The organism is Clostridioides sp. ZZV15-6598, from assembly GCF_020657705.1.
In the GTDB taxonomy this organism is placed as follows: domain Bacteria; phylum Bacillota; class Clostridia; order Peptostreptococcales; family Peptostreptococcaceae; genus Clostridioides; species Clostridioides difficile_F.
Genome location: NZ_JAGWCS010000006.1, coordinates 1 through 24,712 on the forward strand (window position 1 = coordinate 1; position 24,712 = coordinate 24,712).

The window sequence follows — 24,712 nt, forward strand, 5'->3', positions numbered from 1 at the left end:
CTTTTATATCTTCTTTTAATGTTTCTGTATTTGTATCTTTGTTTTCTTCAACTTCTATATCTTTTTTTAAAGTTTTTACATTTATACTTTCGTTTTCTTCAACTTCTATATCTTCTTCTAAAATTTCTACATTTCTACTTTCATCTTCTCTTAAAGTTTCTACATCTGTATTTTCATTTTCTTCAATCTGTATTTCGCTAACTTTATTATATTTTTGAGTAGCTCTTTCTTCTTTTTTCAATAAATTATCAGCTACTTCTTTATTTATCCTTGGTATTACATGAGTTGCTCTTAATACTCCAACTTTATTCGCAGCTACTTCTCCAGCTTCTATAGCTGATTTAACTGCTCCCACATCTCCAACTATCGTTAATGTAACTATTCCCGCTCCTACTTTGTCAATACTAAGTATATTTACACTAGCAGACTTTACACATGCATCACATGCCTCTATTGCAGCAACATATCCTATTACTTCTATTAAACCTACAGCATTCATTTATCTTTAAAACCTTGTTGGGTCATCAGCTACAGATTTAACAGCTTCAGCAAAAGCATCACAAGCTGCTTTACAAGCTGATTGAGAACCTGTAAGCAATGCTCCACCAAAGTTTGTTTCAGTTGGAGGTGCAAATAATTCACATAGACTTACATCTGCTGCTTTTAATGCTGCATCTAGTGCATACATAGCTTCTAAAGGTGGTGCTACTAAATAAGCTATGGCTTCTCCTTCTTTGATTCCTGCCACTTTAGAAAGATATGTTCCTGTTCTAGATACACAGTGAGCATAATATACTATTGAATCATCATCATTTGCACTTATAAAAGTTGCTCCGTATTCCATAAAATCAACTACTGCATTTAATCCACTTCTTACTTCAGCTGGGCTTGGTCCTGCTATTATACCTAATACCTCACCAGCAAGTTTTGTTGAAGCATTTGTAGCACCTGCATACATTGACTTTGCATATACAACATCAACTTCTGAAGCTTTAGTTGCTTCATCAAGGGCAGTATATGTCACATCATCACAATCAGCAGTTATAAACCCTAAACTTTTATGGTCAGAATTTAATTCTAGCTTTTGTGCCATTTCTGGACTTATGTTTGAAATCATTTTAATTCCCAGTATTTTAGGACGAATTACATCATTTTTCATAACTTGTACTCCTTTAAGTTATTATTTTAAATCAATTCCAGAAGCTTTCTTATCTAAAATTGTTTTTATAAGTTCAGCTATATGTGCACCTGCTTCAACAGCAGTAGTTCCACCTTTATGGATGTTTGATACCACTGTTCTCTTAGCTTCTGCTATACCAACTCTAGGCTTATATGTAAGATATGCTGACATAGATTCTGCAGTAACAAGACCTGGTCTTTCTCCAATTAACACACATACAACTTCACAGCCTAACTCTTCACCTAAATGGTCCATAGCCCCAACTCTACAATGTTTAACAAATACAACATCTCCCACTTCAATTCCATACATCTTTAAACCTTGCTTTATAGCCATAATACAGTCATTTGAGTTCGCTTCTATAGCAGCTGAACTTAGTCCATCACCTGCCATTATTAATACCTTTTGATTTATACCTATTTGTGTTTTTATAAAATCTATAGTTTCACTTGAAAATTTTCTTCCAAGGTCTGGTCTAGTTAAAAATTCATCTTTATCCTTACATAAAGTTTCTATTTTTATTAAGTTGCTATTTTCCACAAAATCCTCATCTACATAAGAGAAAACAGCATCTTGTGCAGCAGCATGGTCTGCTCTAAATCTTAAAACTGTTTCTGTTTTATATCTAGCTCCACATCTACCTATACCTATTCTTGCAGGAGTTTTAGATTTCATATCTAAATATGCTTCTGCATCCTTAGGATTTTTTACTAATAATTGCTTTTTCAAATCTATTTCCGTTATATCTTCTATACAAGCATCATCGTCTACTGTACTTTTATTTACTTTATCTACTGCATTTTCAACAACTTCATTTATAACACTAGAATCAACACTAGAATCTATTTGACCAGCCATTTGATTTACTAACTGCTCTACTAATGCTTTTAAATCTTTTTCATTCATACTTAAGACCTCCTACCCTAATAATATTGATGCATCTCCAGCTTTTTCTGTTAATTTACCACCTTTAGAGAAGCCCATTTGTTCCATCCAAGCATCAAATTCTTTTATTCCTGTAAGTCCAAACATTTCTCTAAGTGATGCTGTCTCGTGGTATCCTGTAGTTTGGTAGTTAAGCATTACATCATCTCCATGAGGTATTCCCATAAAATATGTACATCCAGCTGTAGTTAATAATATTGCTAAATTTTCCATATCATTTTGGTCTGCTTTCATATGGTTTGTATAGCAAACATCAACACCCATTGGTAATCCATGTAATTTACCCATAAAGTGGTCTTCTAGTCCTGCCCTCATTACTTCCTTTGCATCATATAGATATTCTGGTCCTATAAATCCAACTACTGTGTTTACTAAAAATGGCTCAAACTTTTTAGCAAATCCATAACATCTAGCCTCCATAGTAACTTGGTCTATTCCATGATGTGCTTCTGAAGAAAGTTCCGAACCTTGACCTGTTTCAAAATACATTACATTTGGACCAGTCGCTGTTCCATGCTTTAAAGCTAAATTTCTTGCTTCTTCAATAGTTGCTGAATTAAATCCAAAAGCTTCATTTCCTTTTTCAGAACCAGCTATTGATTGGAATATTAAATCTGTTGGAGCTCCATTTCTTATAGCTTCCATTTGTGTTGTAACATGAGCTAACACACAAGTTTGAGTAGGTATTTTATATTTTTGTTTTACTTCCTCAAATCTCTTTAATACTTTAGTTACACTTTCAACTGAATCATCAACTGGGTTTAATCCAAGTACTGCATCACCTATTCCAAAAGTTAATCCTTCCAGAAGTGATGCAAGTATCCCATCTGGGTCATCTGTCGGATGGTTTGGTTGAAGTCTAGCTGATAAAGTACCTTCTTCACCTATTGTTGTATTACAATGAGCTGTAACTTTAATTTTTTTGGCTGCATAAACTAAATCCATATTTGACATTAGCTTTGCAACTGCTGCTGTCATTTCTGAAGTTAATCCTCTTGATATTCTTTTTATATCTAAACTACTTGTTTCACTATCTAATAGCCACTCTCTAAGTTCTGAAACAGTCCAGTCTTTTATTTCACTATAAACTTTTTCATTTACTCCATCTTGAATTATTCTTGTGACTTCATCTTCATCATAAGGAACTGCGGGATTGTTTCTTATGTCCTCTAATTTTATATGAGATAAAACTACTTTTGCTGCAACTCTCTCTTCGGCACTTTGAGCTGCAAGACCAGCTAACTTATCACCAGACTTTTCTTCATTTGCTTTTGCCATTACATCATATAGCCCTTTGAACTGATAAGTACGCCCAAATAATTTTGTCTTTAAAATCATCTCCTTACCCCCTTTTTTAATTAAAAACTAGTGTCTTTATTACTACAGGCAACACTTTACCTTCAGCTATTGGCTTTCCAATATCTATGTAGTCTCCATTTTCAACCTTAATACTATCTATACAAATAATATCTTTCTTGTAGTCTAAAACTGCACAAATAGATTGTCCTAATACTTTTGCCATGTCATTTTCTATAATTACTACAAATGGCAAGTCATTTTCTATAATTTCTTTCATACCACTTACTAATCCACGTGCATACTCTTGTATTTCTAAAAAACTTGGATTTTTGCTTCCTTCTATAGCTATAACAATTTTTTGTAAGTCGTTTTCTAACTTAAACCAATTTAACTTATTTTTTATACTTTCACTTAATGCCTTTTCATTGCTAGTTTCTTCTTCTCTTGATAGTTTTAAAACAGGTAGATTTTTAAGTGGAAAATCTTCACTTGTATAAGTTATAGTACTTCCACTTACTTCAGTCGTATGAGAACCAGCACCCACTACTGTGGCTCTAATAGTTTCTAATGGAGTTATTACATTTATTTGTTTTAGTTCCTCACAATTTTTTATCGCTTGACCTAATAAAATACCCAAGTCTCCATATTTAAAATATTCATCTATTTTTTTATCATGGTAAATGTAATCAGCAACCCCACCAGAAAAAGATATATTCTCTATCTTTTCATTTAAATTTATAGATTTATTAGTTACTATAAACTCAAATAGACTTGTTTTCTTTTTTATTCCTATACTTTGTAATATTAAATCGACCATTATATCTATTATTGGCTTTGTATTTTCTATAGTTGCTATAGTTCCTATTTGAAGTCCTAAATTATAATCTTCTATAATTTTTTCTATTTTAGGTGATATATAAGTTATTTTTTTGCTATGCTTATCTATTTTTATAAGTCTACCACCTATATCTAGACAGCCAGTATCTAAGACTTCACCTCTTTTAAATAAAGCTAAATTACTAGTTCCGCCACCTATATCTAGATTTACAACATTAGTTGAATGATTTTTAGAATAAATATGAGCCCCTGCTCCTTTGCCAGATATGATACTTTCTAAATCTGGCCCTGCTGTTGCCACCACAAAATCTCCTGCAAATCCACTTAAATTATGAAGTACATAATTTGCATTTTCTTTTCTTGCAGTTTCTCCAGTTATAATAACTGCACCTGTATGTATGTCTTCTTTAGATATATTGGCTTTTTTATATTCACTATCAACTATGTTTTTTATTTCATTTCCATTTATCTCATTGTTGGAGATAAGAGGTGTAAAGTATATTTCACTCTTATATACGATTTCTTTGTCTATTATACTTATCCTAGGTACTGAAAAACTAGATGCAGTGTTTTCAACTATCAATTTAGAAAATATTAGTTGAGTAGTACTTGTCCCAATATCTATCCCAACACTTAATAACTCTTCTCTCATTTTCTCACCTCATAATTTAAAAGCATTTCTTAAACAAAGAAGTTAGATTGTTCTATAGACTATCAATATTTTTCTTCCAATGACCTTATCTCATTTAAATATTCGAATAATTCATCTATACCTACATCATCTATTGTGTCTACTTTAAATATTTTATTGACTCCTGCTAATGTTAATCTTTCTATTCCTAAATCTATTTGATTTTTATCTAATTTATTTATCTTAGTCATAATGCCTATAGTTTCTTTACAAAATATACTTGCAAAGCCTGGTGCCATATAATTTTCTTCTTGAGTTGCATCATAAACTATAGCCACTACTTTAGCATCTACAGCTGTAGTTATTAAAGCATTATACAATGCTCTATTTTCCATATATTCACCTGGGGTATCTATTGCATTTTTATAAATTTCTATTGACTGTGTTTTCTTATATTGAATCTCTAGCTCATCTAGTTTTTGGCAAAGAGTAGTCTTTCCACTACTTGTTTTTCCCATAAAAATTATATTTTTCATTTTATGTCCTCGTTATCTTAGTTGATGAAAAATTCAACATCTCACCTAACACTTCTAATACTTCATTTAATGCAGATTCTACAGAACTTACATCTCCAGATATTACTAAAGACCCACTAAATCTATCTATAAATCCAAGCGATATATCTGATGATTTAGTTGCCACATCTGCTGCTATTATTGAAGCTTCACTCGGCGTTATTGTAAGAATACCGATTGCATCTTTTCTATCTAGTATTAATCCTAACTTTTTGTATATATCCTCATTTGGATTAGCTATTATATGAGCAAGTGTTACTTGCTTTCCTGGAACATATTCTTGTATAATTCTTTGTTTAGTTTCTTCGCTCAATTTTGCCCCCTAATTTTTATCACATTTTTACTTAATTTTATTTAGTATTTCTATTATGTCTTCTTCTATGGGAACTTTAGGATTTGCACTAGTACATCCATCTTGAATAGCCAAAACTGCTATTTCACTCTGTAAATTACTTAGTTCTTCCAAATTTACATTGCATTCTCTCAATTTAATTGGCATGTTTAATTCTTTTTGTAGTTTTTTTATTTCATTAATTAAACTCTTCACACCACTTCTTGTATTTGAGCTACTAAGACCTATTAACTTTGATATTTGTGCATATTTTTTTGCTGATAATGAGTAGTCTGTATTTGAATATCCTGTGATATTAGCATTATATTCTATTACATGTGGCAATAATATTGCATTTGCTCTTCCATGTGGTATATGAAACTTTCCACCTAGAACATGTGCTATTGAGTGATTTATTCCTAATGATGCTTGATTAAATGCCATTCCAGCTATACAAGATGCATTATGCATTTTTTCTCTAGCCTCTAAATCATTTCCATCCTTATATGCTTTCAATAAATATTCAAATACTAGTTTTATTGCCTTTTCAGCAAGTGCATCAGAAAAATCATTAGCATTTACTGATACATATGCTTCTAATGCGTGTGTCAAAACATCCATCCCAGTATCTGCTGTTATAAAATCTGGCACTGTTTTAACCAACTCTGGGTCTAGTATTGCTATGTCTGGAATTAATTCATCTGACACTAGAGGATACTTTGCACCTTTTTGCTTATCTGTTATTACAGAAAATGATGTTACTTCTGAGCCAGTTCCACTTGTTGTTGGTATAGCAATAAATTCGATTTCATTAGTTTTTAAAATTTGCTTTGAAAAGTCCTTTATAGCTTTAGCTGCATCTATTGCAGAACCTCCACCTAAAGCTATTACTGTATCTGGCTTTATATTTTTTAATACTTCGATGCCTTGTACTATTGTATCTATAGGTGGGTCTGGTACTATATCACTAAACACTTCATATGTACTGTGTTTTAAATTTACTAAGATTCTATCTATGGTTTTTGATTTAACCATAAAAGGGTCTGTTATAATCAATACTTTTTTATCTTTTATCTCTTGTAAGTATTCTAAAGAACCTACTCCAAATTTTACTTTGGTTTTTATTTCAAAATTATTCAATCTAATCTCCTCTTTTATAAAAACTTATTTAAAATTAAATAGTTGTTAAGCAAAAGCTCCACAGAACAACCTATGGAGCTTTTATTAAGCTTTCAATATTTCGTTATGACATTACTTCAGTAAATATCGGATTTTAGTAAAGTCAAGAATCTTGTATATTAATACTTTATGTTATGCTTTTTCTTATAAGCTATATGAGATATAAATTCATACATTATACCTGCAGCTGTAAGTGAAGTAACATCTCCAGCATCATATTGTGGTGCAACTTCAACAAGGTCATAGCCTACTATATTTAACTCCTTTAATCCTCTTATGATTTCTAATGTTTGAGCAGATGAGAATCCACCTATAACAGGAGTTCCTGTTCCTGGTGCATATGCTGGGTCAACAAAATCTATATCAAATGTAAGGAATGCTTTTGAATCACCAACACGTTGTTTAATTTTTTCTATTATTTCTTCTGTAGTCATCTTATGACATTCAACAGCTTTTAAAACTTCATATCCTAAATCAGTTGAATGGTACTTATCTTCTTCACCATAATAACCTTCTCTTATTCCAACTTGAATTGATTTAGATGTATCAACAAGGTTTTCTTTAGCAGCATGGTAGAAAGGTGTTCCATGGCTATAAGGCTTTCCAAAATATTCTGCTATTGTATCATAATGAGAGTCAAAGTGTATTAAAGCAACTGGTCCATGAACCTTATGACAAGCTCTTAATTCTGGTAATGTTACACTATGGTCTCCTCCCATAGCTATTGGAACTACACCATTTTCAAAGATAGGTAACATCCCCTCTGTAATTACATCAAATGTATCTTCTACATATCCTGGCACAGAACCTAAATCACCATAGTCTACCCCAGAACAATAGTCAAATATACCAACATCAAGAACTGGATTATATGGTTTACAACCAAGAACTGACATTTCTCTTATTGATGATGGACCAAATCTAGAACCAACTCTAAATGTAGCACATGAATCAAATGGTATACCAACAACAGCAAAATCCACATCTTCTGTTGTAACTACATTTTGTAATCTCATGAATGTTTTAATTCCTGAAAATCTAGGTGATTTTAAAGAATTTATTGTTTTATATTTAATCATAACTACTCCCCCTAATTTTTATTGTTTTTTGTTATTTTTTTATCATTTTTGCACTAAGCTTCAACTACACCATCTTCTTTTTCCATCTTAAGAACGTATGGAACTGCAATTAACTTTGCAAATATTATACCTATTACTCCACCTACTATTTGACCAACAAGTATTGCAATAACCAAGTTTGGTTGGAAATTGACATTAAAAGCTATAAAATCTCCTAAAGAATATCCTGCACAAACTAAAAACGACATAGATATTACTTTGCTTGTTGGTTTCATATCTTTAACTAATCCAAAAATTGCGATACCATTTGCCATACATGCAACTAATCCAGCACTCCCTGCACTATCTAATCCAGCTACTGAACCAAGCTTTTCCAGAGGCTTTTTAAAATACTTACGTATAAGGTAAACCATTGGAAATGCTCCACAAAGCATCATTGCAATACTTCCTAGAAGCTCAATAGACCTAAACATCTCTTTCTCATCTGCAAACATCGGGTCAAATCCCCAACTTCCAAATACTTTAGTAAAAATACCTGTATAGTGTTCAACAATAGATGATACTACGACTATTATTAATATGCTTGTAAGACCTTTTCCAAAATACATGAATCCTTTTATCATTCCATTAGGGAACAACTTTAGACCTAATGCAAGCAACACACACACCACAACAATAGGAATTAGATTTTGGAAAATCATTAGCATACTTAAATTTAATGCATAATCAGAAGTTCCTACTGTAGAAAGTGTCGTACGTATTGTAGGATTTGTAAGTAGTGCAACCATATATGATGTGAATACTCCAAAAGGTACTGATAAAAATCCAGACATAGCTCCTAAAGCTAAGTACTTGTAATCTTTTTTATCTAAAATTGAAAGCCCTATTGGAATATTAAATGCCACTGTGGATGCACACATAAATCCAACTGCTAATACTATCACTAGTATTTCACTTGTTTTCCCAATTTCTATAGCTAAAGCATATGAGCCACAATCTGGTGGCATAATCATAGCAGCAGCTACCACTGGGTCCGCACCAAACATACTAAACAACTTTCCAAATATTTTCTCTACCCCGACTTTTAGATACGGAACAGATACCATAAGACCTACTATTGGTATAAACATCGTTGCCATAGTATGTAAGCCTTCATCAAAAGATTTAGCTAGTTCTGATTCTTCTTTGAAAATCTTTGCTAAACCTCCAGCTACACAACAAGCCATGATGATATACAGTACTGAGTCTCCTAATAATTCCATACAGTATACCCCCTATGTACTAAAAACATTAATCAGCTCTTTATTACTTAATTTTTATTTAATATTTCTTATACTAATAAATACGTCTTATGCTAGTGGTTCTACAGATTCTGTAAAGTTAGGGTCATTTATTATATCTAAGTAATGGTCAAAATTTTCATCCTTCATAAATTCTATACAATCAGCTGCACGAGTTCTTCCATATTCCCAATAGAAGTCATGGTCTTTACCATATGTTATTTGAACTAATGACCATAAAGACCAATGTGCATTAACTAAAAACTTACTTGTAAGTAATCTTGCTCTTTGCTCTTCTGTTGGTTCTCCACCAAAGTATGTTCTTACATAAAGTTCTTCTTTATCTTTTGGAAGAGGATTTTCTACGCACACACATGCCATATCGTAAAATCTATCATTTGTTCCACCGTATTCCCAGTCTATTACACGCATAACTTTTCCATCATACATAAAGTTTTCTGCTAGTGTATCATTGTGACAAGGAACTAATTTTTGTGGGTTATTTTGATAAGCAACTTCTATTACATCTACTTTTTCTGTTATGATATCCCATCCATCATATCTCTTATCAAAACCATTTTCTTTAAGTATTTGTATGTACTCTTTCATCTTAGCTATTGGGTTAAATACACTTTTAAACTCCATTCCACTATCGTGGTATTTTCTCATAATTTCTGCTGCTCTCATAACTACATCTGAATTATTTATAAAATCCTCTGCATGCATTGTATCTGATTTTATAAACTCACAAAGTTGTGAACCTGTTTTTGGGTCATAGTAATATATTTCTGGAGCTATTCCAAGGCATGACATTAAAGAAGCATTGTGCTTTTCTGCTGGACGATTTATATATCCTGCTGTTCCTACTCCTGCTACACGCATTGCTATTTGAGTGCCATCTTCAATCTCAAGCTTAAAGTTTTTATTTGTAAGTCCACCTGGCATTATTTCTATTTTGCTAAGTTCTTGGCTAAATGCTGTTTTTGTTAAATTAATTAGCCTAAGGAAATCTTGAATTTCATAAGGTTGTATTACCTCTCCAAATACTGACATATTTTCTCTTATACTTTCATTTTTCATAATAATTTCTCCTTTGTATGATTTGTTTTTAGTTAAAACTTTTTCTATTAAAAACCATTTTCCTTTGATTAGAATTCTATATCTTTGTGCAACACAAAGGTCAATACTATTTTTGTTTAATTTTTTGTTATAATGGATTTTTTTATATATTCTTTAGGTTTTTCCTCTATTTGTGGAAATAAAAAATGGGTTATCTAAATATTGATTTTGAAAGTTTTGCAAAAAATAATGATTTTGGAATTAGAATAGCAGAAGGGCTATGAACATCTAAATAAATAAAGGAAAATTCAAAATCTAAAATAAGAAAAGATATGTTAAAATATATTATAAAGTTTTGAATTTTCAGAGAAACAAATAGAATATAGAACAATAAATAGAATAATGTGACATACTTACGTCGCATTCTTTATGATAAAATTGAGCTATGTTAAGGGGGAATTTAATATGCCATTTACTGAAATATGTATTTATCAAGTCAAGCCACAAAAGGTGAACGAGTTTGAAACGCTTATGCTTGAAATTAAGAGTTTTTTAGAAAAGCAAGAGGGGTTACTTTTGCTTCGATTTACCAAAAGAGAGTATCATATAGACTTAGAACAAATTAAAGAGGGGCTTCCTCCTCCCAAACTTACTCGCATTGTAAAAAGCGTTAAGTACATGCTTTATTGGGAGTTTGATACGAAAGAAAATTATGGAATTGCACAAAAAAACCTTTACAATAGTTATTGGAAGTCTATCGAAAAGTGCTTAATAGTGCCACATGACAAATATTTAGGAGAGGTATTGTTTTGATAGAATTAGCATATTGTGATTTGAATTGTGGTGAATGTCTTATTTATCACAGTTCAATTTTTACTTATTAAACTTATTACACTAAAAAAGAAACCACATTCTGTTTCATATAGAATATAGTTTCTTGAATTTTAAATCATTAAAAGCAATCTTTTATTTTTTGAATTTTCCAATTTCATAGTAGACAACTTTATCAATTAACTCTTAAATTTTTATCTTCTCTACAAAACTTTCTTCTTATTAAGAAATATGCAGAGATTACAACAAGTTCTATCACTAAAAATACACCATAAGTAGCTATAGAATCTATACTGTCTATACCATTTCTAAAGAAAATTAATGCTACTCCTGCTGCTATAATTCCTATAGCATTTTTACCCACAGCATTCTGACCAAAACCATAAAAAGAAGGGAAATTTCCTTTTATCTCAACAACTGTCAAAATTAATCCAATTACTATAAATAATACTCCTACAACTTCCATAATCATACTAGCCATTTTACACCCTCCTCATTAGAGAATTAACCACTACTATAAAAATATCTTGCTTTTATAATTACATTATATATGCAATTGGACGTTTTTGGAAGCATTATTCAAAAATAATTTTACATTCTATTTAAATATATTTTTTATATTAAAATTATCCCAAATTTTATGTAAATATTAATCTAACCTTTATAATTTTATAAAAATCTATTCACAACCTCTTATATAATTAGAAAAAAATAACAACTAAGTAACCAATACTTTTTAGTTATTAATTTTGATTATAAATTTCTTCAACTTCACTCCTGCTCAAATCAACTAATTCACAAATTTCACTTAGATTATATCCTTTGTTTTTCAACTTTATGACAAAGTTACGATTTATTTGCAAAGTTGTTTCACTTTTTCCTATTTCTTTACCTATCTCTATTCCTCTCTCTTCCCCTATCTCTATTCCCTCTCTTAGAACTTCTTCTCTAAAACTTCTGCTTCTATCCATAATGTAAGCACCTCTTTTCAGATTTAATAAATATTCTTCATTACTACCTAATTCCTTTAACCTGTCTAATGCCTTCTTAACAATAGAATCATTCTTAGCTATAACCCTGACATCCAAGTTAGAAGGATTATTGATAAGTTTTCCCCATAATATAATTCTATTTACTATGTTATCATGTCTATTAATCTTAGGAAGTTCTACAAAATACAGCACTGTTTTCTTTAAATAAATCTCTGGATGACCATCCATAGTTAATCTCATACAATTTACATAATCGTCTATTTGCCTATATTTTACATGGTTTAATATATGTATTCCAATAGTTTTTCCAATATCTTTATATTTCCTGCCTTCTTCTAGTTTCTTTCCATGTACAAGATTTAAGTAATACTCAGCTCTTTCTTCATAGTCATCTTCAAAAGCTCTTTGCATTTCAATATTTATATGATTCTTTTCTTCATCCTCAGCTAAAATGTCTAATCTAGGTCTTTTCTCGCCAATATAATTAATGGTTGGGTCAGTTTCAACTCTGATTATCTTCTTGATTTGTGTAAATGGCTTAATGTTTTTATTTGCATTCGGAGCATATTTTATAATGTCATTTATAAAATTTGATAGTAAGTCATAGTCATTATGTAAGGTAAATAATGATTTAAATACTTCATCATATTCAGGTTTAGCATAACCATCTTTTGTTATTACTTGACCTACATTTTCATCTGTTAATATTTCTTTTGGAATTAGATTTCTAAGTTTGTCTAGCTCCTCATTAGAAAAAATATCTTTTTTTAATATATCATTTATTTTACTTGTCCATTCTCTATCTTTTTCGTCAACTATGGTTCTTCTATACTCTTTTGCAGTTTTTTTAATTTCTAAGCCATATTTCATCCCAACACCACTTTCTTTTATTATATCAATTATTTATTGATTAATCTTGATTTTCACATCCTTACCTCCTATTTTTTATATTATTTACAAATCTAATTTAAGGTTTTATTGGTTAAAATTAGCTTTATTTTTCTCTTATATTTATTATTGTGCATATTTATATTTTTTAAAATAAAATAGAGTATCTTACTCATGATTTTTAAGAATCACAAATAAGACACTCTATTAATAATATTTTATGTTAAAGCTTATTTACAACATATTATAATAAAATTATCTACAACATATTATAGTAAGATTATTTTATACATTCTTTCCTATATTCAGTAGGAGACATATCATAATATTTTTTAAACAGTCTACTAAAATAATTGATGCTATCAAATCCACATTTCATTGCTATTTCAGTCACATTTAGATTTGTTTGTTTTAAATAATAAATAGATTTATTAAGCCTAACTCCATTGATATAGTCAGTTGTTGTTTTTCCTGTTATTTGCTTAAATGTTCTACAAAAGTGATGTATACTCAAATTCACAGAATCTGCAAGTTCTTTTAAGTTAATCTTTTCAGTATATTTTTCTTCAATTATATTGAAAACACATTCAAATCTTTCTAAGGCAAATTTTCTTTCTTCAAATTCATTTTCCGATAATATTTTTTCCACATGACCTCTTAATAACGATACGATAAATTGATATATAGATGCTTTAATAGAAAGTTCATATCCTATTTCTTTATGAGAATATTCTTTAAGTATATTTTTAATACACTCTAAAGCAGGTGTATCATTTTGAATTATATTATCAAAAAAGATACGATTTAATGCTAATGGAGAAAAATATTTAGTCTGTAATAAATCAACTTGATTGCTAAAAAGAAATGTAGGTTCAACACGGATAGTATAGAATTTCAATTCATCTGATAGACTCTCTAAATAGTGAAGTTCATTACTATTAACTATTGCCAAATTTTTAGCTCCTACTTTAAATTTTTTTGAATCACACTCGAGATGTGCTTCTCCGTCTACAAAATAATATATTTGTAAATGCTCATGCCAGTGTCTTTTAAAATTTTCTCCGTTTTTTATGTCATTTTTAAAAAATATATCTATAAAACTTTCTTTGCCTTTTCTGTCAAAATACATATTCTTATCATTCATTATTATCCCTCTTATCAATATTATGCTAACTTCAAGCAATACCGTTATTGTTTATCTAAATGCATATAGCTATTATATAAAAGGTGATTAGTATTGTAAATAACAAAATACTATCAATCATTAAAGATAAGGAGGTACTTAAAATGGCAAAAAACTTTACAGAAAGTGAAGATAAAAAAAGAATGGTAGTTTTACTTGTTGTTGTTGCAATGACCTTTATGGCAACTTTAGATTCTAGCATTGTAAATGTCGCATTGCCTGTTCTATCCAGTAAATTAGATATATCTTTATCATCTGTTGAATGGGTAGTAGCAAGTTATTCGATTGTTATATGCTCAACATTACTCTTTTTTGGTAGACTTGGAGATATTATAGGAAAATCAAAAGTATTTCAAACAGGAACTATTATTTTTACAGTTGCATCCATGCTATGTGGAATTAGCAACTCTTTTACTTCACTTATTATTTACCGTTTCATTCAAGGTGTTGGTGCTTCAGCTTATATGGCAAACAATCATGGAATTATTACAGAATTATTTCCAAGGGAAAGTAGAGGTAAAGCACTAGGAATTTTAGTTACTGCTGTTGCTATAGGAAATATGCTTGGTCCATCTGTTGGTGGATTTATTCTATCAATATTTAATTGGAGTGCAATCTTTTTTATAAACATTCCCATAGGCATTATTGTTTTTCTTTTAGGAATTAAGTTCCTTCCAGAAAACAAAAAAAATCCAGAAAAAATGGACAAAACAGGAGCATTACTTCAGTTTTTAGGAACAACATTATTTTTTGGTTCTCTGATTACAGCACAACAAGTAGGATTATCAAATCCCTATATATTAACATCAATTTTATTATCATTTATTTTTATTGTATTATTCTTGGTATTAGAAAAGAAGCAAGCACAGCCACTACTCGACCTTGAAATTTTTAAAAATATGCAGTTTTCATTAAATTTAGTTTGTGCACTTACTTCGTTTGTTTGCATTGCAGCTTCAAGTATTTTAATTCCTTTTTATTTACAAAATACATTAAAACTTTCTCCAATTCAAGCAGGTATGTTTATGATGTTATCTCCCCTAATTTTAGCTGTTTGTTCTCCAATTTTCGGAGGTATTTCAGATAAAATCGAGTCAGAAAAAATTATTTTAGTTGGTCTGTTTACTATGAGTGTAGGATTCTTCCTAATGTCCAGACTTTCACAACATTCTATAATTATTTTCTTTGCTATGTTTATTTCAACTATAGCAGTAGGACAGGCATTATTCCAACCTGCTAATAATGCTTTAATTATGTCGACCTGTCCTAAAAGTAAGCTTGGAGTTGTAGGAAGCATTAATTCACTTGTACGAAATTTAGGACAAATTATAGGAATTACTATCTCAACTACATTGCTATATAGCTTTATGAGTTATAAGGCAGGGTATAGAGTTTATGATTATGTAAGCAATAATGATGAAATTTTTGTATATGGAATGAGAAATGTTTATCTTATCCTTGTAGTTATTTGTTTGCTTGGTGCAATATTGACAGCTTGTAGAATATTTAAACAAAAAAAGTAAAAAAGCAATTAACAAACTTTTATTAATCTAATTATTATAATTATAGCTATCAATAGAATTTAAATAAGATAGTTCCTACATTAGAATTTAAACAAGATGATTCCTATACCAGAGATGATTCCTACATCATACAGGAATCATCTTGTTAATTAATCATATCCTTTTTAACCTAATCTTTGATTTTTAACCTAATCTTTGAATAAATTCTGAAATAAACTCAGCAGTATGATTTATCAGCGTTAAATCAACAGTGTCTAATGTATCCTTTGGAGTATGTGTAAACTCAAGTGCTCCCGTAAAAAGATTAGAAGATGTAACAGCTATACAAGGAATGCCCCTAAATGCAAATGCACAGTGGTCACCAGCATACCACTCATCTCCCTTCACTACTCTATCGTATTTTATTATCATACTGTCAACATGAGATTCCATATTTTCACTTAGATTGTAGCATGATATAGCAGTCTGTGAATTGATATGACATGGTGAATCAATATTTATAACTAATTTAATTTTATCCTGCTGATTATCTATATAATCTAAATACTTAAGCTCTCCATCAACTCCAAAATATTCTTCACCATTAAAAGGAACAAAGTCTATATCAAACTCACCAGAGGCCTTTTTTAAAATATACATAACCTTCATTAAAACAGCAATTCCAGTAGCATTATCAAGGGCTCCAACTGTATTATATTTTGTATCCATATGTGCACATACTATAATTTTACCTTTTGATTTTGGAACCTTTTTGTACCCCACTATCTGTCTACTTTTCGAGTCTATATTTTGAGAATTTATTGCAACTGATACAACAGTATTTTTATTTTCACAATCAACGAGTTGTGATAAGACATCATCACTTACATATGCAGATGGTATTGAAAAATTTCCATCTTCAAACATTGGAAAAGGACTTCTTCCACACATCTGACTTTTTCCAGTAGCAGATATAATCGCCTTTGGACTTTGCTCTTCTAAACACGATATTATTTTTTTATCTTCATCAGGATAGTAAAAAGGAAAGTCTTTAGGCTGTAGTTGACGCTGTGCTATTTCTTTACACAAGACAACGATTTTGTCGCTTAGATTTTTTTCCTGTAAGTCTTTTATGGATTTAATCATAACTACTTTTCCGTCTCCATAAAATTGTTTTGAAAATGGACTTGCAAATATACTTATTTCATCATTTCCCATTTTCAACTTAGATTCACCATTTTCCCAAACAATACAGTCAAATGGCAGAGATTTGATTACATACTCTGAAGTTAAAAACTCTTTTTCAAGATAATTTACAATCATCTCATTGTTTTCTGTCCCAACTGGACGCTCTTTTATAATTTGCTTTAGTATTTCGTTATCTTCAATAATATTTTTAGTCATATCACTAATCCTCCCCTATCATACTATTAAACTTACTCATCTTACTGCTAAACTTATCCATTTTACTATTAATCTAGCTCATTTTACTGCTAAACTTATTTATCCTCCTATTATACTTATTCTTCTTATTACTAATTACTAAGAGTAAATATCTTTTCGTTAATACCACTTAAATAAATTTCGCAATAAAAATACCACCTTTAATCCTAATAATAACATCAGAAATAATGGTGGTGTACAACTGTAAGGTTTAATAATCTATAGCATTTAATTCTTCAAATATAGATGGAATTTTTTTAGCAACATTTTCGGTTTTCTCTAACTCAAATAACCAACAATCACCAGCAGATAATAGCTCTTCTTGAGTAGGATTATTGAGCTTGTCTAACAATAAGTTTTTGTAGCCGTTGTCGTATGCAGATAAACAACGATGAATTGCAGATATACTATATCCTGTTTGACGCAACATATATACTATACGTATTCTCTCTAAATCAATGTCATCAAACAATCTTTCATTTTTACTACCTACTTTATTTGATTTAATCAAATCATTTCGTTCCCAATTACGCACAGATTCTTTGGTTGTACCCAGTAAATTAGCTATATCATTGCGAGTATAGTTTTTATCAGTATCATTAACTACTTTAGGTGTTAAATTAGTCCAAAGGTGTAGAGTACTAGCTGTTTCTTTTGCAATTTTAATTTCATTTTGTATTACATGAATATAGTCAAAAGCATACTGTTTTCCAACTGTCAATTCCCTACTAACTGCTGATTTGATAACAAGATTTCCTGTATTTCGTATAATACTATTTGTAAATTGATAACCAAATATGTATCTACAAATTTTCAACTGCAATACATGATGTTCTTCAAACTCACGATAATTATTTGCTTTTCGCTTAGCTTTTGAAATATAGCCAATCTCTTCATAAAATCTAATGCTGTTTGGATGAAGAGTAAACATTCGTGCTAACTCAATAGGTTTGTATTTTTTCAATTTAAACCTCCTAAAAATTTTACTACTCCTAAAATATCTACAATATTATGATAGACCCTAACAAGCATAAATAAATACTTGAAAAATATGTAAGACAAATACTATTGATATTATTCTTTATTATACAATGGGCAACCCGTTTTCTTAGTAAAAAGCTGAGCCCAGCCTTCTGTACAGTAAAAAACAATACACTCCTGATAACCATCTCCCATGAAAAATAACTGTTTGAGATTTTTTTCTTTTTCAAAAACTTCATTCATAAAATATAATATTTTTTCATTAAACCAGTCGTGATTAACTTCTACTTCACACATATACGGATTACCATTGTAGTAAAAACTTATTGTCTGCATGCCAGTCCCCTGATTGTAATCTACTTGGCTTGTATCTTCTAGAATTTGTGTAATTTCAAATTCATTGTTACTAATAGACAAAATTCCTTGTAAAAATATAGTATACCTATCATGTCCTTCTACATCAAAACTGTATACTTGAGAAGATTTAGGTGTCCATATACCAGTATTGTAATCGTAAGAACCTCTGCCAAGAATGGTTAAAAGCATGGCCGTTTTATTCATTGAATCTAATACTTCTGGTGGCATAATGTTCCAAGTATCTTCAAGATGTCTAATTGCTTCATCTGTAATGCCATGAATACCCAATTCTTTAAGAATATTAGCTACTTCCTGAAAAGTCATTTGATTAGAATCTACCATAATATTTTCCTCCTTAGATAAACTACTATTACCTTTTTAGTTATTATTGCAATTACTTAAGTAATAAAAAATATTGTGCATAATGTAATTATAATTTTATTTTCTATCAAATCTGATTGATTTGCAAGCTAATAGTATTAAGTTTACTATGCACCCTGATTTTCTAAACATACAAGCAACTTATTTGCTGATACTGATGCTGCTAAACTTGCAACTATGTGACTGATTAAAACGCCTACCCATATACCTTCCAGACCAAATCCTAAAATTGAAAATATATATGCTAAAGGCATCCTTACAATCATATAGTAAAATACCATAAGTAACATGCTCTTTGAAGGCTTTCCCAAACCATTAATAGCTCCCAAAAAACAATTTGTGATTGTATTTAGCACATATCCAATACCTACAATTAAAAAATAATTGGCAACAATATTTCCTACCCCTACACTACTGATAAACACATCTGAAAGTTGTCTAGCAAAGACAACAACAAGTACTGACAACACAATCAATATACCACTTCCATATAGCATTGCACACTTTAAATAATCCTTTGCTCTATCATAACGTTTTGCTCCTACACACTGACCAACAATAGTAGTTATAACCATGTTAAGTGCCATTGCTGGATAGAATAAAATTGTCTCTAACTTTCCAGTAATTCCATAAGCTGCAATTGCTGTTACACCATACCCACTCACAATAGCTGTCAAAAAACTAGTACTTATAGCTGGTATACTCTGTTGTACAATTGATGGAACTGCCTTTTGTATAAGTGGATAAATTTCTTTTCTATCAAACAAAGATAGATGAAAAGAAAATAGTTTTTTTTGCCACAAATATATCAACATAAAAATAAGACAAGTACTTTGAGAAATCAAAGTAGCAATAGCTGCACCCTTAAATCCAATCATATTTATAAAAATAGGGTCAAGTATAGCATTTAATAATGTACATACAAGCATAGCAATTGCTTGAAATATAGTATTTCCAAAGCTACGCAACACAGCTGTAAAATAACAGTAAAGATATACTGCAATATACCCAAGTAGATATATAGATAAATAATTATATGCCATAGAGTAAGTTTCTGCTGGAGTATTCAATATTTTTAAGATGGATGGTAACAATAGTTCAATAGTTCCAGTAATAATCAATGAAAATATTACTGATACTAAAAATGAAGTAGAAATCAAACTTTCTATTTTTTTATGCTCTTTTGCCCCAATTGCTTGCGAAAGTAAAATAGATATACCATTTGTAGCCCCCATAGCTATAGATGTTAGAATTAAAATAATTGGCGTGGAAGTTGTAAGTGCTGCCATAGCAGTCTCTCCCAATAAATTACCAATCCATATACTGTCTACTAAATTGTATGCCATGTTTAAAAACATAGCTACTATTAATGGCAAAGACATCTTTGTTAGACATTTTTTTGTGTCCTCTGTAATAAAATCCATTTTTGTACTCATGTGTCCTCCTTTTTATGAATGAATTTCATTCATTAATTGATTTTAAAAAATATCTGAAATTTAAACAGGTTTGAGTTAAAAATTTACAAAATTATAAAGTATCATATGTTTTATTTTCTATATTTTATTTTGTATGTATTTTTTTATATTTTATTTTTTATTTTATGTATTTTTCTTTATCTGTTTTTCTTTTATACTTTCTTATTTTATGCTAGTCACAATATATGAAGTATGATTCACGCTCTTCCATACAATGTTTCTAAAATCTACAGCTAACAATTTACATATTTCTTTTTCTGAGTACATTTTTACATCTCCATCTTTGCTGTACTTCATGAAAACATTCATTATATGTCTAAATAAAAATGGTTGCCAACAGTCACAAATTATTAGGGTTCCTTTTGGCTTTAATACTCTACACACCTCTGACAATACCTTATCAGGTTTAGGATAATGATGAAAAGAATCATTACAATATACAACATCAAAAAATTCATTTTCAAATGGCAAATACTCTGAATCTCCCAAAACTAAGGTAGCATTCTCTTTTAGTTTATTTCTTGCTATATCTAGCATATTTTCAGAAATATCAATTCCATAAGCTTTTTTCCTACAATCTTCATTTAAAATAGCTTGTAATACTGCTCCTGTCCCACATCCTAAATCTAAAATAGTATCATATGAAATATCTGAAAGTGTTTTAAGTAAAACTGGATAAAGATTTCTTGCATGTTGTCCTTTTATATCTTGGTCATAGGTATCCGCTTGATTATTAAATGTTTTTCTTGATTTTTCTTTTATATTTGTCATATCTAAACTCCACTTTTCTTGTATTGTTCACAGTATATCATGGGTAGTTCTTTATGTTAATGAATGATATTCATTCACTTAGAATGTTAATATAACTATATCAAGTTATCTATAGTTATATTAACATTCATTTGTAATATGCATACTATGATTAAGTTATATTATGTGTATTACATCTAAGCGCTATTATTCATGTTATTCTTAAGTTATACTATATATATTATATTTTTGGTCAATTTGACCTTTTAATATTTTTTCTTTCTCTCTTCTAATTTTTATAAAATAATCCTAAAATAAAGTATCATAATAATTACTCATACTTATCATACATTTTGCTATTTTATCGAGACCTTTTATCCTGTCTCTGTAAATTTCATAATTAATATCTTGCTCTAACTAGCTCCTACCTTTAAAAAGTTACTTTTAGAACCTATCAATTTTATTCTTTAATTTTCTCTTTACTTTAAAGATAAATCGGTCACAATACTGTTCGTTTTTTACCAACAACTCATATGCATCCATAATCCCAATGGATTGTACGAAACCAAAAATACCAACTGCCAATCCCAAAAATACAAGTGAATGATATTCAGTCCATTCAATGTACCCTCTAACTGTTACCGCGATAGTAAGAATCCCAACCACAAACAAAAATGTACTTGAGATAGCAACTAACTTATATTTTTTCTTGATTAAAATATATTCCTTTGATAATTCTTTCAAAAATTCATAATCAAATAACAGTGGCTCTTTTCTCAAGATTTTATAATCTTCTTGTTCTGTAAACATTCCAATTATAACAGCACCAATACCTAAAGCAACACACACTGCAATTCCTAAAATACGCCAACTTGTATGAGTTGGAAACATTACATAAGGAATACCTGCTAATGCCCAAAACAAAAAACCTAACCCCAAATATTTGCATTCTCTTTTCTCATTGATAAGATAACCCCTTGCCACTTCCTTGCTTACATAATATCCCTTTTCATTTGCTCCTTTTATTGACTTCTCATCTTTTAATAAAAAATCAGTTGATACTTCAAAAATATTAGATAGTAGTAAAAGTTTTTCTGTTTCTGGAAATCCCTGATTGTTTTCCCACTTACTAACCGCCTGTCTTGTTGTTCCAACTTGCTCTGCAAGTGCTTCCTGTGATAGTCCTTTTTCTTTTCTTAACTTAAATAATTTTTCACCAAAGTTCATATATTATTACCTCCTATGATTTGATATCCAAATATTATCAAACTATATTGTTAAATTCTATATTTTAAGAAATGCACATTGTCAACTTTAAGTTGCATCAATGTAATTTGTTGCTAAAAAATGATTTTATAATAATTTTTGCTTCTCTTTTTGTATTATAGCATCAATGGAAATCTAAATTCTTTCCTTTATATTCTGGAAGTAATATTTATCAAAATATGATTTTATTAAGTGTACAAACATTTGATTAAGAATAGGTTTTTGACAAACTATTCTCTGATATACTGTTTTATAGTAATAGAAAAGCACACCTTTTCAGATGTGCTTTCTGCAAAACTTTATCTACTTTATCACGATTCTTTATTTTATCTATAACATTTTATCTTACTTATCACGATTCTTTATTTTATCTATAACACTTTATCTTACTTATTGTAATTCTTTATTTCATCTGTAACTTTTTATCTTCTCGTTAGCATCTAGAATTTATGTTCTAAATACAACATGTCAACACATTGAGATTCCCCTTCAAAAATTGGCTCTGGATAATTATCTACAAAAAAGTTTTTAATCTTATGCGAATAAACAAATCCAAATTTCTCATAAAACGGGATTCCACTTTCAGCTGTACCCACAATCATTGATGAATACTTTTTACTATAAACATCTAAAATATGATTTATCATCTTTGCTGCATAGCCCCTATTTTGAAAATGCTCATATGTAGCAATATTTTTTAATTCACATGTTTCTTTAGAAATTTCATTTACAACTGCTATACAAGTAAGTTCATCATTATCGTATAAAGCGTACATAATGCCTTTATCAAGATACTTATCAATCATTACCTCATATGGGTCAGCCAACGACAAAAGGTCAATATGACCTTTTTTATTTTCATTTATAGTTTTTATTTCTATCATATATATCCCCCTTCCTTTTAACATATATTTCCTTTACGTATTTAATACACTTCACTACCCTTTACATATTTGATGCACTTCACTAAATGATAATACAATTAGAATATTGAATAATTATTACTATCTAATTTCATTGTATTTATTGTTTTTTAGTTTTTACTTTTTAGTTTTTGCTATTTAACTTATAATAGAATACATTTTTAGAAGAATCAAGAAAAAAATAATCTATTGATTCAGCTTAAATCCGCCTCTATCTCCTACTGTGATGAAGAGTAATTACAACTTATACGTTAAAAAAACTTTAGTTGTGTATCTGATTTTTTATACGCTTCTATAATATCTTTCATCTCTGTCAAAATACCATAACGAGCACATTCTTTTTTTAGCACTTGTTCACATCTCTTTCCATTCAAGCTAGGACATACATAATTTAAACCATACGTTTTTTGATACTGAAATACTAGTTTTGGCGATATATTCTTTAAATGCTTATAAAAAAATTCTCTCTGGCCATTACGCATTGTCATTCCATACATACAATAGATAAACTTCGCATTAGCCTTATGTGCCTTTTCAACAATTGCTCTTATCTCATTCTCATTGTCAGTCAAAAATGGTATCAAAGGTGTCAATAATATCCCACAAAATATTCCAGCATCATTGAGTTGTTTTACCGCTTCAAATCGTTCAGAACTTAGACTCACATTAGGTTCTATTTTCTTTGCTAATTCATCATTTGCAGTGGTTATAGTTACTTTGACAATGGCAGAATTATTTCTTGTTATTTCTTTCAAAATTGGTATATCTCTAACTACCAAACTGCTTTTTGTATCAATAGATACTCCAAAATGATTTTCTGAAATTAAATTCAATGCTCGCTGAGTAATGCAAAGGTCTTTTTCAAAAGGATTGTATGTGTCAGACATAGCTCCAATACCGACAACCCCTTTTTTTCGCTTTGAACGTAACTCCTTTTTTAGAGTTTCTATCACATTTTCCTTATATCTCACTTGGTCAAAATTTTCTATGTTGTATACTGTGCTACGACTGTCACAATAAATACAACCATGAGGACAACCACGATAGAGATTCATATTATAATCAATCCCAAACCATCTTGAGTTGTCAAATTTAACTTTCTGTAAAATTTGTTTTGCTGGTATGCTTTTAATCATTCTCTTATCCTTTGTTTTACTGGTATACTTTTAATCATTCTCTTTATCCCTAATTCCATCATATAATTTTTTGCTATCCATTGGGATGCTTTATCTTTTTTCTGTAAAATATGTTCAGCTATCAAATTTGTTTCTATATTTAAAATATCATTTCGTTTTCCAATTATCAAGTGTATCACTACTCCCCATTATAGATAATTGATTAATGA

25 protein-coding genes are annotated in these 24,712 nt (G+C 29.8%); 2 read left to right on the forward strand and 23 right to left on the reverse strand.

Features of this window, described 5'->3' with window-relative positions; genetic code table 11:
- From KGF50_RS22465 to KGF50_RS01935, 11 genes are all read right to left on the reverse strand, one after another.
- Positions 1 to 499: BMC domain-containing protein (locus tag KGF50_RS22465; protein WP_285894661.1), on the reverse strand; the 499-nt coding region annotated here is incomplete at its 3' end.
- 6 nt (positions 500 to 505) lie between these two features.
- Positions 506 to 1,159, reverse strand: coding sequence for an ethanolamine utilization microcompartment protein EutL (eutL, locus tag KGF50_RS01890; RefSeq protein ID WP_227831324.1), 654 nt, complete (start codon positions 1,157 to 1,159; stop codon positions 506 to 508).
- A gap of 21 nt (positions 1,160 to 1,180) precedes the next feature.
- Positions 1,181 to 2,086, reverse strand: a complete 906-nt coding sequence (gene eutC / locus KGF50_RS01895; protein ID WP_227846554.1) for an ethanolamine ammonia-lyase subunit EutC — start codon at positions 2,084 to 2,086, stop codon at positions 1,181 to 1,183.
- 12 nt (positions 2,087 to 2,098) lie between these two features.
- Positions 2,099 to 3,463, reverse strand: a complete 1,365-nt coding sequence (locus KGF50_RS01900) for an ethanolamine ammonia-lyase subunit EutB (protein WP_227846555.1) — start codon at positions 3,461 to 3,463, stop codon at positions 2,099 to 2,101.
- A 16-nt stretch (positions 3,464 to 3,479) separates the two neighbouring features.
- A complete protein-coding gene (eutA, locus tag KGF50_RS01905) occupies positions 3,480 to 4,913 on the reverse strand; it encodes an ethanolamine ammonia-lyase reactivating factor EutA (RefSeq protein WP_227846556.1) in 1,434 nt (477 codons plus the stop codon).
- 62 nt (positions 4,914 to 4,975) lie between these two features.
- Positions 4,976 to 5,428 carry a EutP/PduV family microcompartment system protein gene (locus tag KGF50_RS01910; RefSeq protein WP_227846557.1) on the reverse strand — a complete coding sequence of 151 codons (453 nt, stop codon included), beginning with the start codon at positions 5,426 to 5,428 and terminating at the stop codon, positions 4,976 to 4,978.
- 1 nt (position 5,429) lies between these two features.
- The gene (gene eutS / locus KGF50_RS01915; RefSeq protein WP_227828731.1) at positions 5,430 to 5,780 is read right to left on the reverse strand and encodes an ethanolamine utilization microcompartment protein EutS; all 351 of its coding nucleotides are present in this window, start codon (positions 5,778 to 5,780) and stop codon (positions 5,430 to 5,432) included.
- A 27-nt stretch (positions 5,781 to 5,807) separates the two neighbouring features.
- A complete protein-coding gene (locus KGF50_RS01920) occupies positions 5,808 to 6,938 on the reverse strand; it encodes a 1-propanol dehydrogenase PduQ (protein ID WP_227846558.1) in 1,131 nt (376 codons plus the stop codon).
- 158 nt (positions 6,939 to 7,096) lie between these two features.
- Positions 7,097 to 8,056 carry an agmatinase gene (gene speB / locus KGF50_RS01925; protein ID WP_227846559.1) on the reverse strand — a complete coding sequence of 320 codons (960 nt, stop codon included), beginning with the start codon at positions 8,054 to 8,056 and terminating at the stop codon, positions 7,097 to 7,099.
- Between the two features lie 53 nt (positions 8,057 to 8,109).
- Positions 8,110 to 9,318, reverse strand: coding sequence for an ethanolamine utilization protein EutH (locus tag KGF50_RS01930; protein WP_227846560.1), 1,209 nt, complete (start codon positions 9,316 to 9,318; stop codon positions 8,110 to 8,112).
- A gap of 87 nt (positions 9,319 to 9,405) precedes the next feature.
- On the reverse strand, positions 9,406 to 10,416 hold the full coding sequence (locus tag KGF50_RS01935) for a choline/ethanolamine kinase family protein (RefSeq protein WP_227846561.1): 1,011 nt from the start codon (positions 10,414 to 10,416) through the stop codon (positions 9,406 to 9,408).
- 444 nt (positions 10,417 to 10,860) lie between these two features.
- Here KGF50_RS01935 and KGF50_RS01940 point away from each other — a divergent pair, with 444 nt between their 5' ends.
- Positions 10,861 to 11,208, forward strand: a complete 348-nt coding sequence (locus KGF50_RS01940) for a hypothetical protein (protein ID WP_227846562.1) — start codon at positions 10,861 to 10,863, stop codon at positions 11,206 to 11,208.
- Between the two features lie 193 nt (positions 11,209 to 11,401).
- Here the strand turns inward: KGF50_RS01940 and KGF50_RS01945 are convergent, their stop codons facing one another.
- The 3 genes from KGF50_RS01945 to KGF50_RS01955 all read right to left on the reverse strand — a co-directional run bounded on the left by KGF50_RS01945 (position 11,402) and on the right by KGF50_RS01955 (position 14,250).
- On the reverse strand, positions 11,402 to 11,707 hold the full coding sequence (locus KGF50_RS01945) for a hypothetical protein (RefSeq protein ID WP_227846563.1): 306 nt from the start codon (positions 11,705 to 11,707) through the stop codon (positions 11,402 to 11,404).
- 262 nt (positions 11,708 to 11,969) lie between these two features.
- Complete coding sequence (locus KGF50_RS01950) at positions 11,970 to 13,088, reverse strand: Rpn family recombination-promoting nuclease/putative transposase (RefSeq protein ID WP_227846564.1); 1,119 nt, start codon at positions 13,086 to 13,088, stop codon at positions 11,970 to 11,972.
- A 298-nt stretch (positions 13,089 to 13,386) separates the two neighbouring features.
- The gene (locus KGF50_RS01955; protein ID WP_227846565.1) at positions 13,387 to 14,250 is read right to left on the reverse strand and encodes an AraC family transcriptional regulator; all 864 of its coding nucleotides are present in this window, start codon (positions 14,248 to 14,250) and stop codon (positions 13,387 to 13,389) included.
- A gap of 143 nt (positions 14,251 to 14,393) precedes the next feature.
- Between KGF50_RS01955 and KGF50_RS01960 the strand changes: the two genes are divergently transcribed.
- Entirely contained in the window at positions 14,394 to 15,812 is a 1,419-nt protein-coding gene (locus KGF50_RS01960; protein WP_227846566.1) for an MFS transporter, read from the forward strand.
- A 183-nt stretch (positions 15,813 to 15,995) separates the two neighbouring features.
- On the opposite strand, the gene KGF50_RS01965 is transcribed toward KGF50_RS01960, so the two are convergent.
- The 9 genes from KGF50_RS01965 to KGF50_RS02005 all read right to left on the reverse strand — a co-directional run bounded on the left by KGF50_RS01965 (position 15,996) and on the right by KGF50_RS02005 (position 24,673).
- Entirely contained in the window at positions 15,996 to 17,195 is a 1,200-nt protein-coding gene (locus KGF50_RS01965) for a M28 family metallopeptidase (protein ID WP_227846567.1), read from the reverse strand.
- A gap of 250 nt (positions 17,196 to 17,445) precedes the next feature.
- A complete protein-coding gene (locus KGF50_RS01970; RefSeq protein ID WP_227846568.1) occupies positions 17,446 to 18,198 on the reverse strand; it encodes a MerR family transcriptional regulator in 753 nt (250 codons plus the stop codon).
- A 110-nt stretch (positions 18,199 to 18,308) separates the two neighbouring features.
- Positions 18,309 to 18,896 (reverse strand): hypothetical protein, encoded by a 588-nt coding sequence (locus KGF50_RS01975; protein ID WP_227846569.1) that lies wholly within the window; start codon positions 18,894 to 18,896, stop codon positions 18,309 to 18,311.
- Between the two features lie 164 nt (positions 18,897 to 19,060).
- Positions 19,061 to 20,389, reverse strand: coding sequence for an MATE family efflux transporter (locus KGF50_RS01980; RefSeq protein ID WP_227846570.1), 1,329 nt, complete (start codon positions 20,387 to 20,389; stop codon positions 19,061 to 19,063).
- Positions 20,390 to 20,590: 201 nt separating this feature from the next.
- Positions 20,591 to 21,199, reverse strand: a complete 609-nt coding sequence (locus KGF50_RS01985) for a class I SAM-dependent methyltransferase (protein ID WP_227846571.1) — start codon at positions 21,197 to 21,199, stop codon at positions 20,591 to 20,593.
- A 423-nt stretch (positions 21,200 to 21,622) separates the two neighbouring features.
- Positions 21,623 to 22,405, reverse strand: coding sequence for a helix-turn-helix domain-containing protein (locus KGF50_RS01990; protein ID WP_227846572.1), 783 nt, complete (start codon positions 22,403 to 22,405; stop codon positions 21,623 to 21,625).
- 479 nt (positions 22,406 to 22,884) lie between these two features.
- Positions 22,885 to 23,328: a GNAT family N-acetyltransferase gene (locus tag KGF50_RS01995; RefSeq protein WP_227846573.1), complete on the reverse strand. Its 444-nt coding sequence runs from the start codon at positions 23,326 to 23,328 to the stop codon at positions 22,885 to 22,887.
- A 290-nt stretch (positions 23,329 to 23,618) separates the two neighbouring features.
- Positions 23,619 to 24,503 carry a radical SAM protein gene (locus tag KGF50_RS02000; RefSeq protein ID WP_227846574.1) on the reverse strand — a complete coding sequence of 295 codons (885 nt, stop codon included), beginning with the start codon at positions 24,501 to 24,503 and terminating at the stop codon, positions 23,619 to 23,621.
- Entirely contained in the window at positions 24,500 to 24,673 is a 174-nt protein-coding gene (locus tag KGF50_RS02005) for a hypothetical protein (protein WP_227846575.1), read from the reverse strand. Before KGF50_RS02005 ends, KGF50_RS02000 begins: the two co-directional genes overlap by 4 nt.
- Between the last annotated feature and the right edge of the window lie 39 nt (positions 24,674 to 24,712).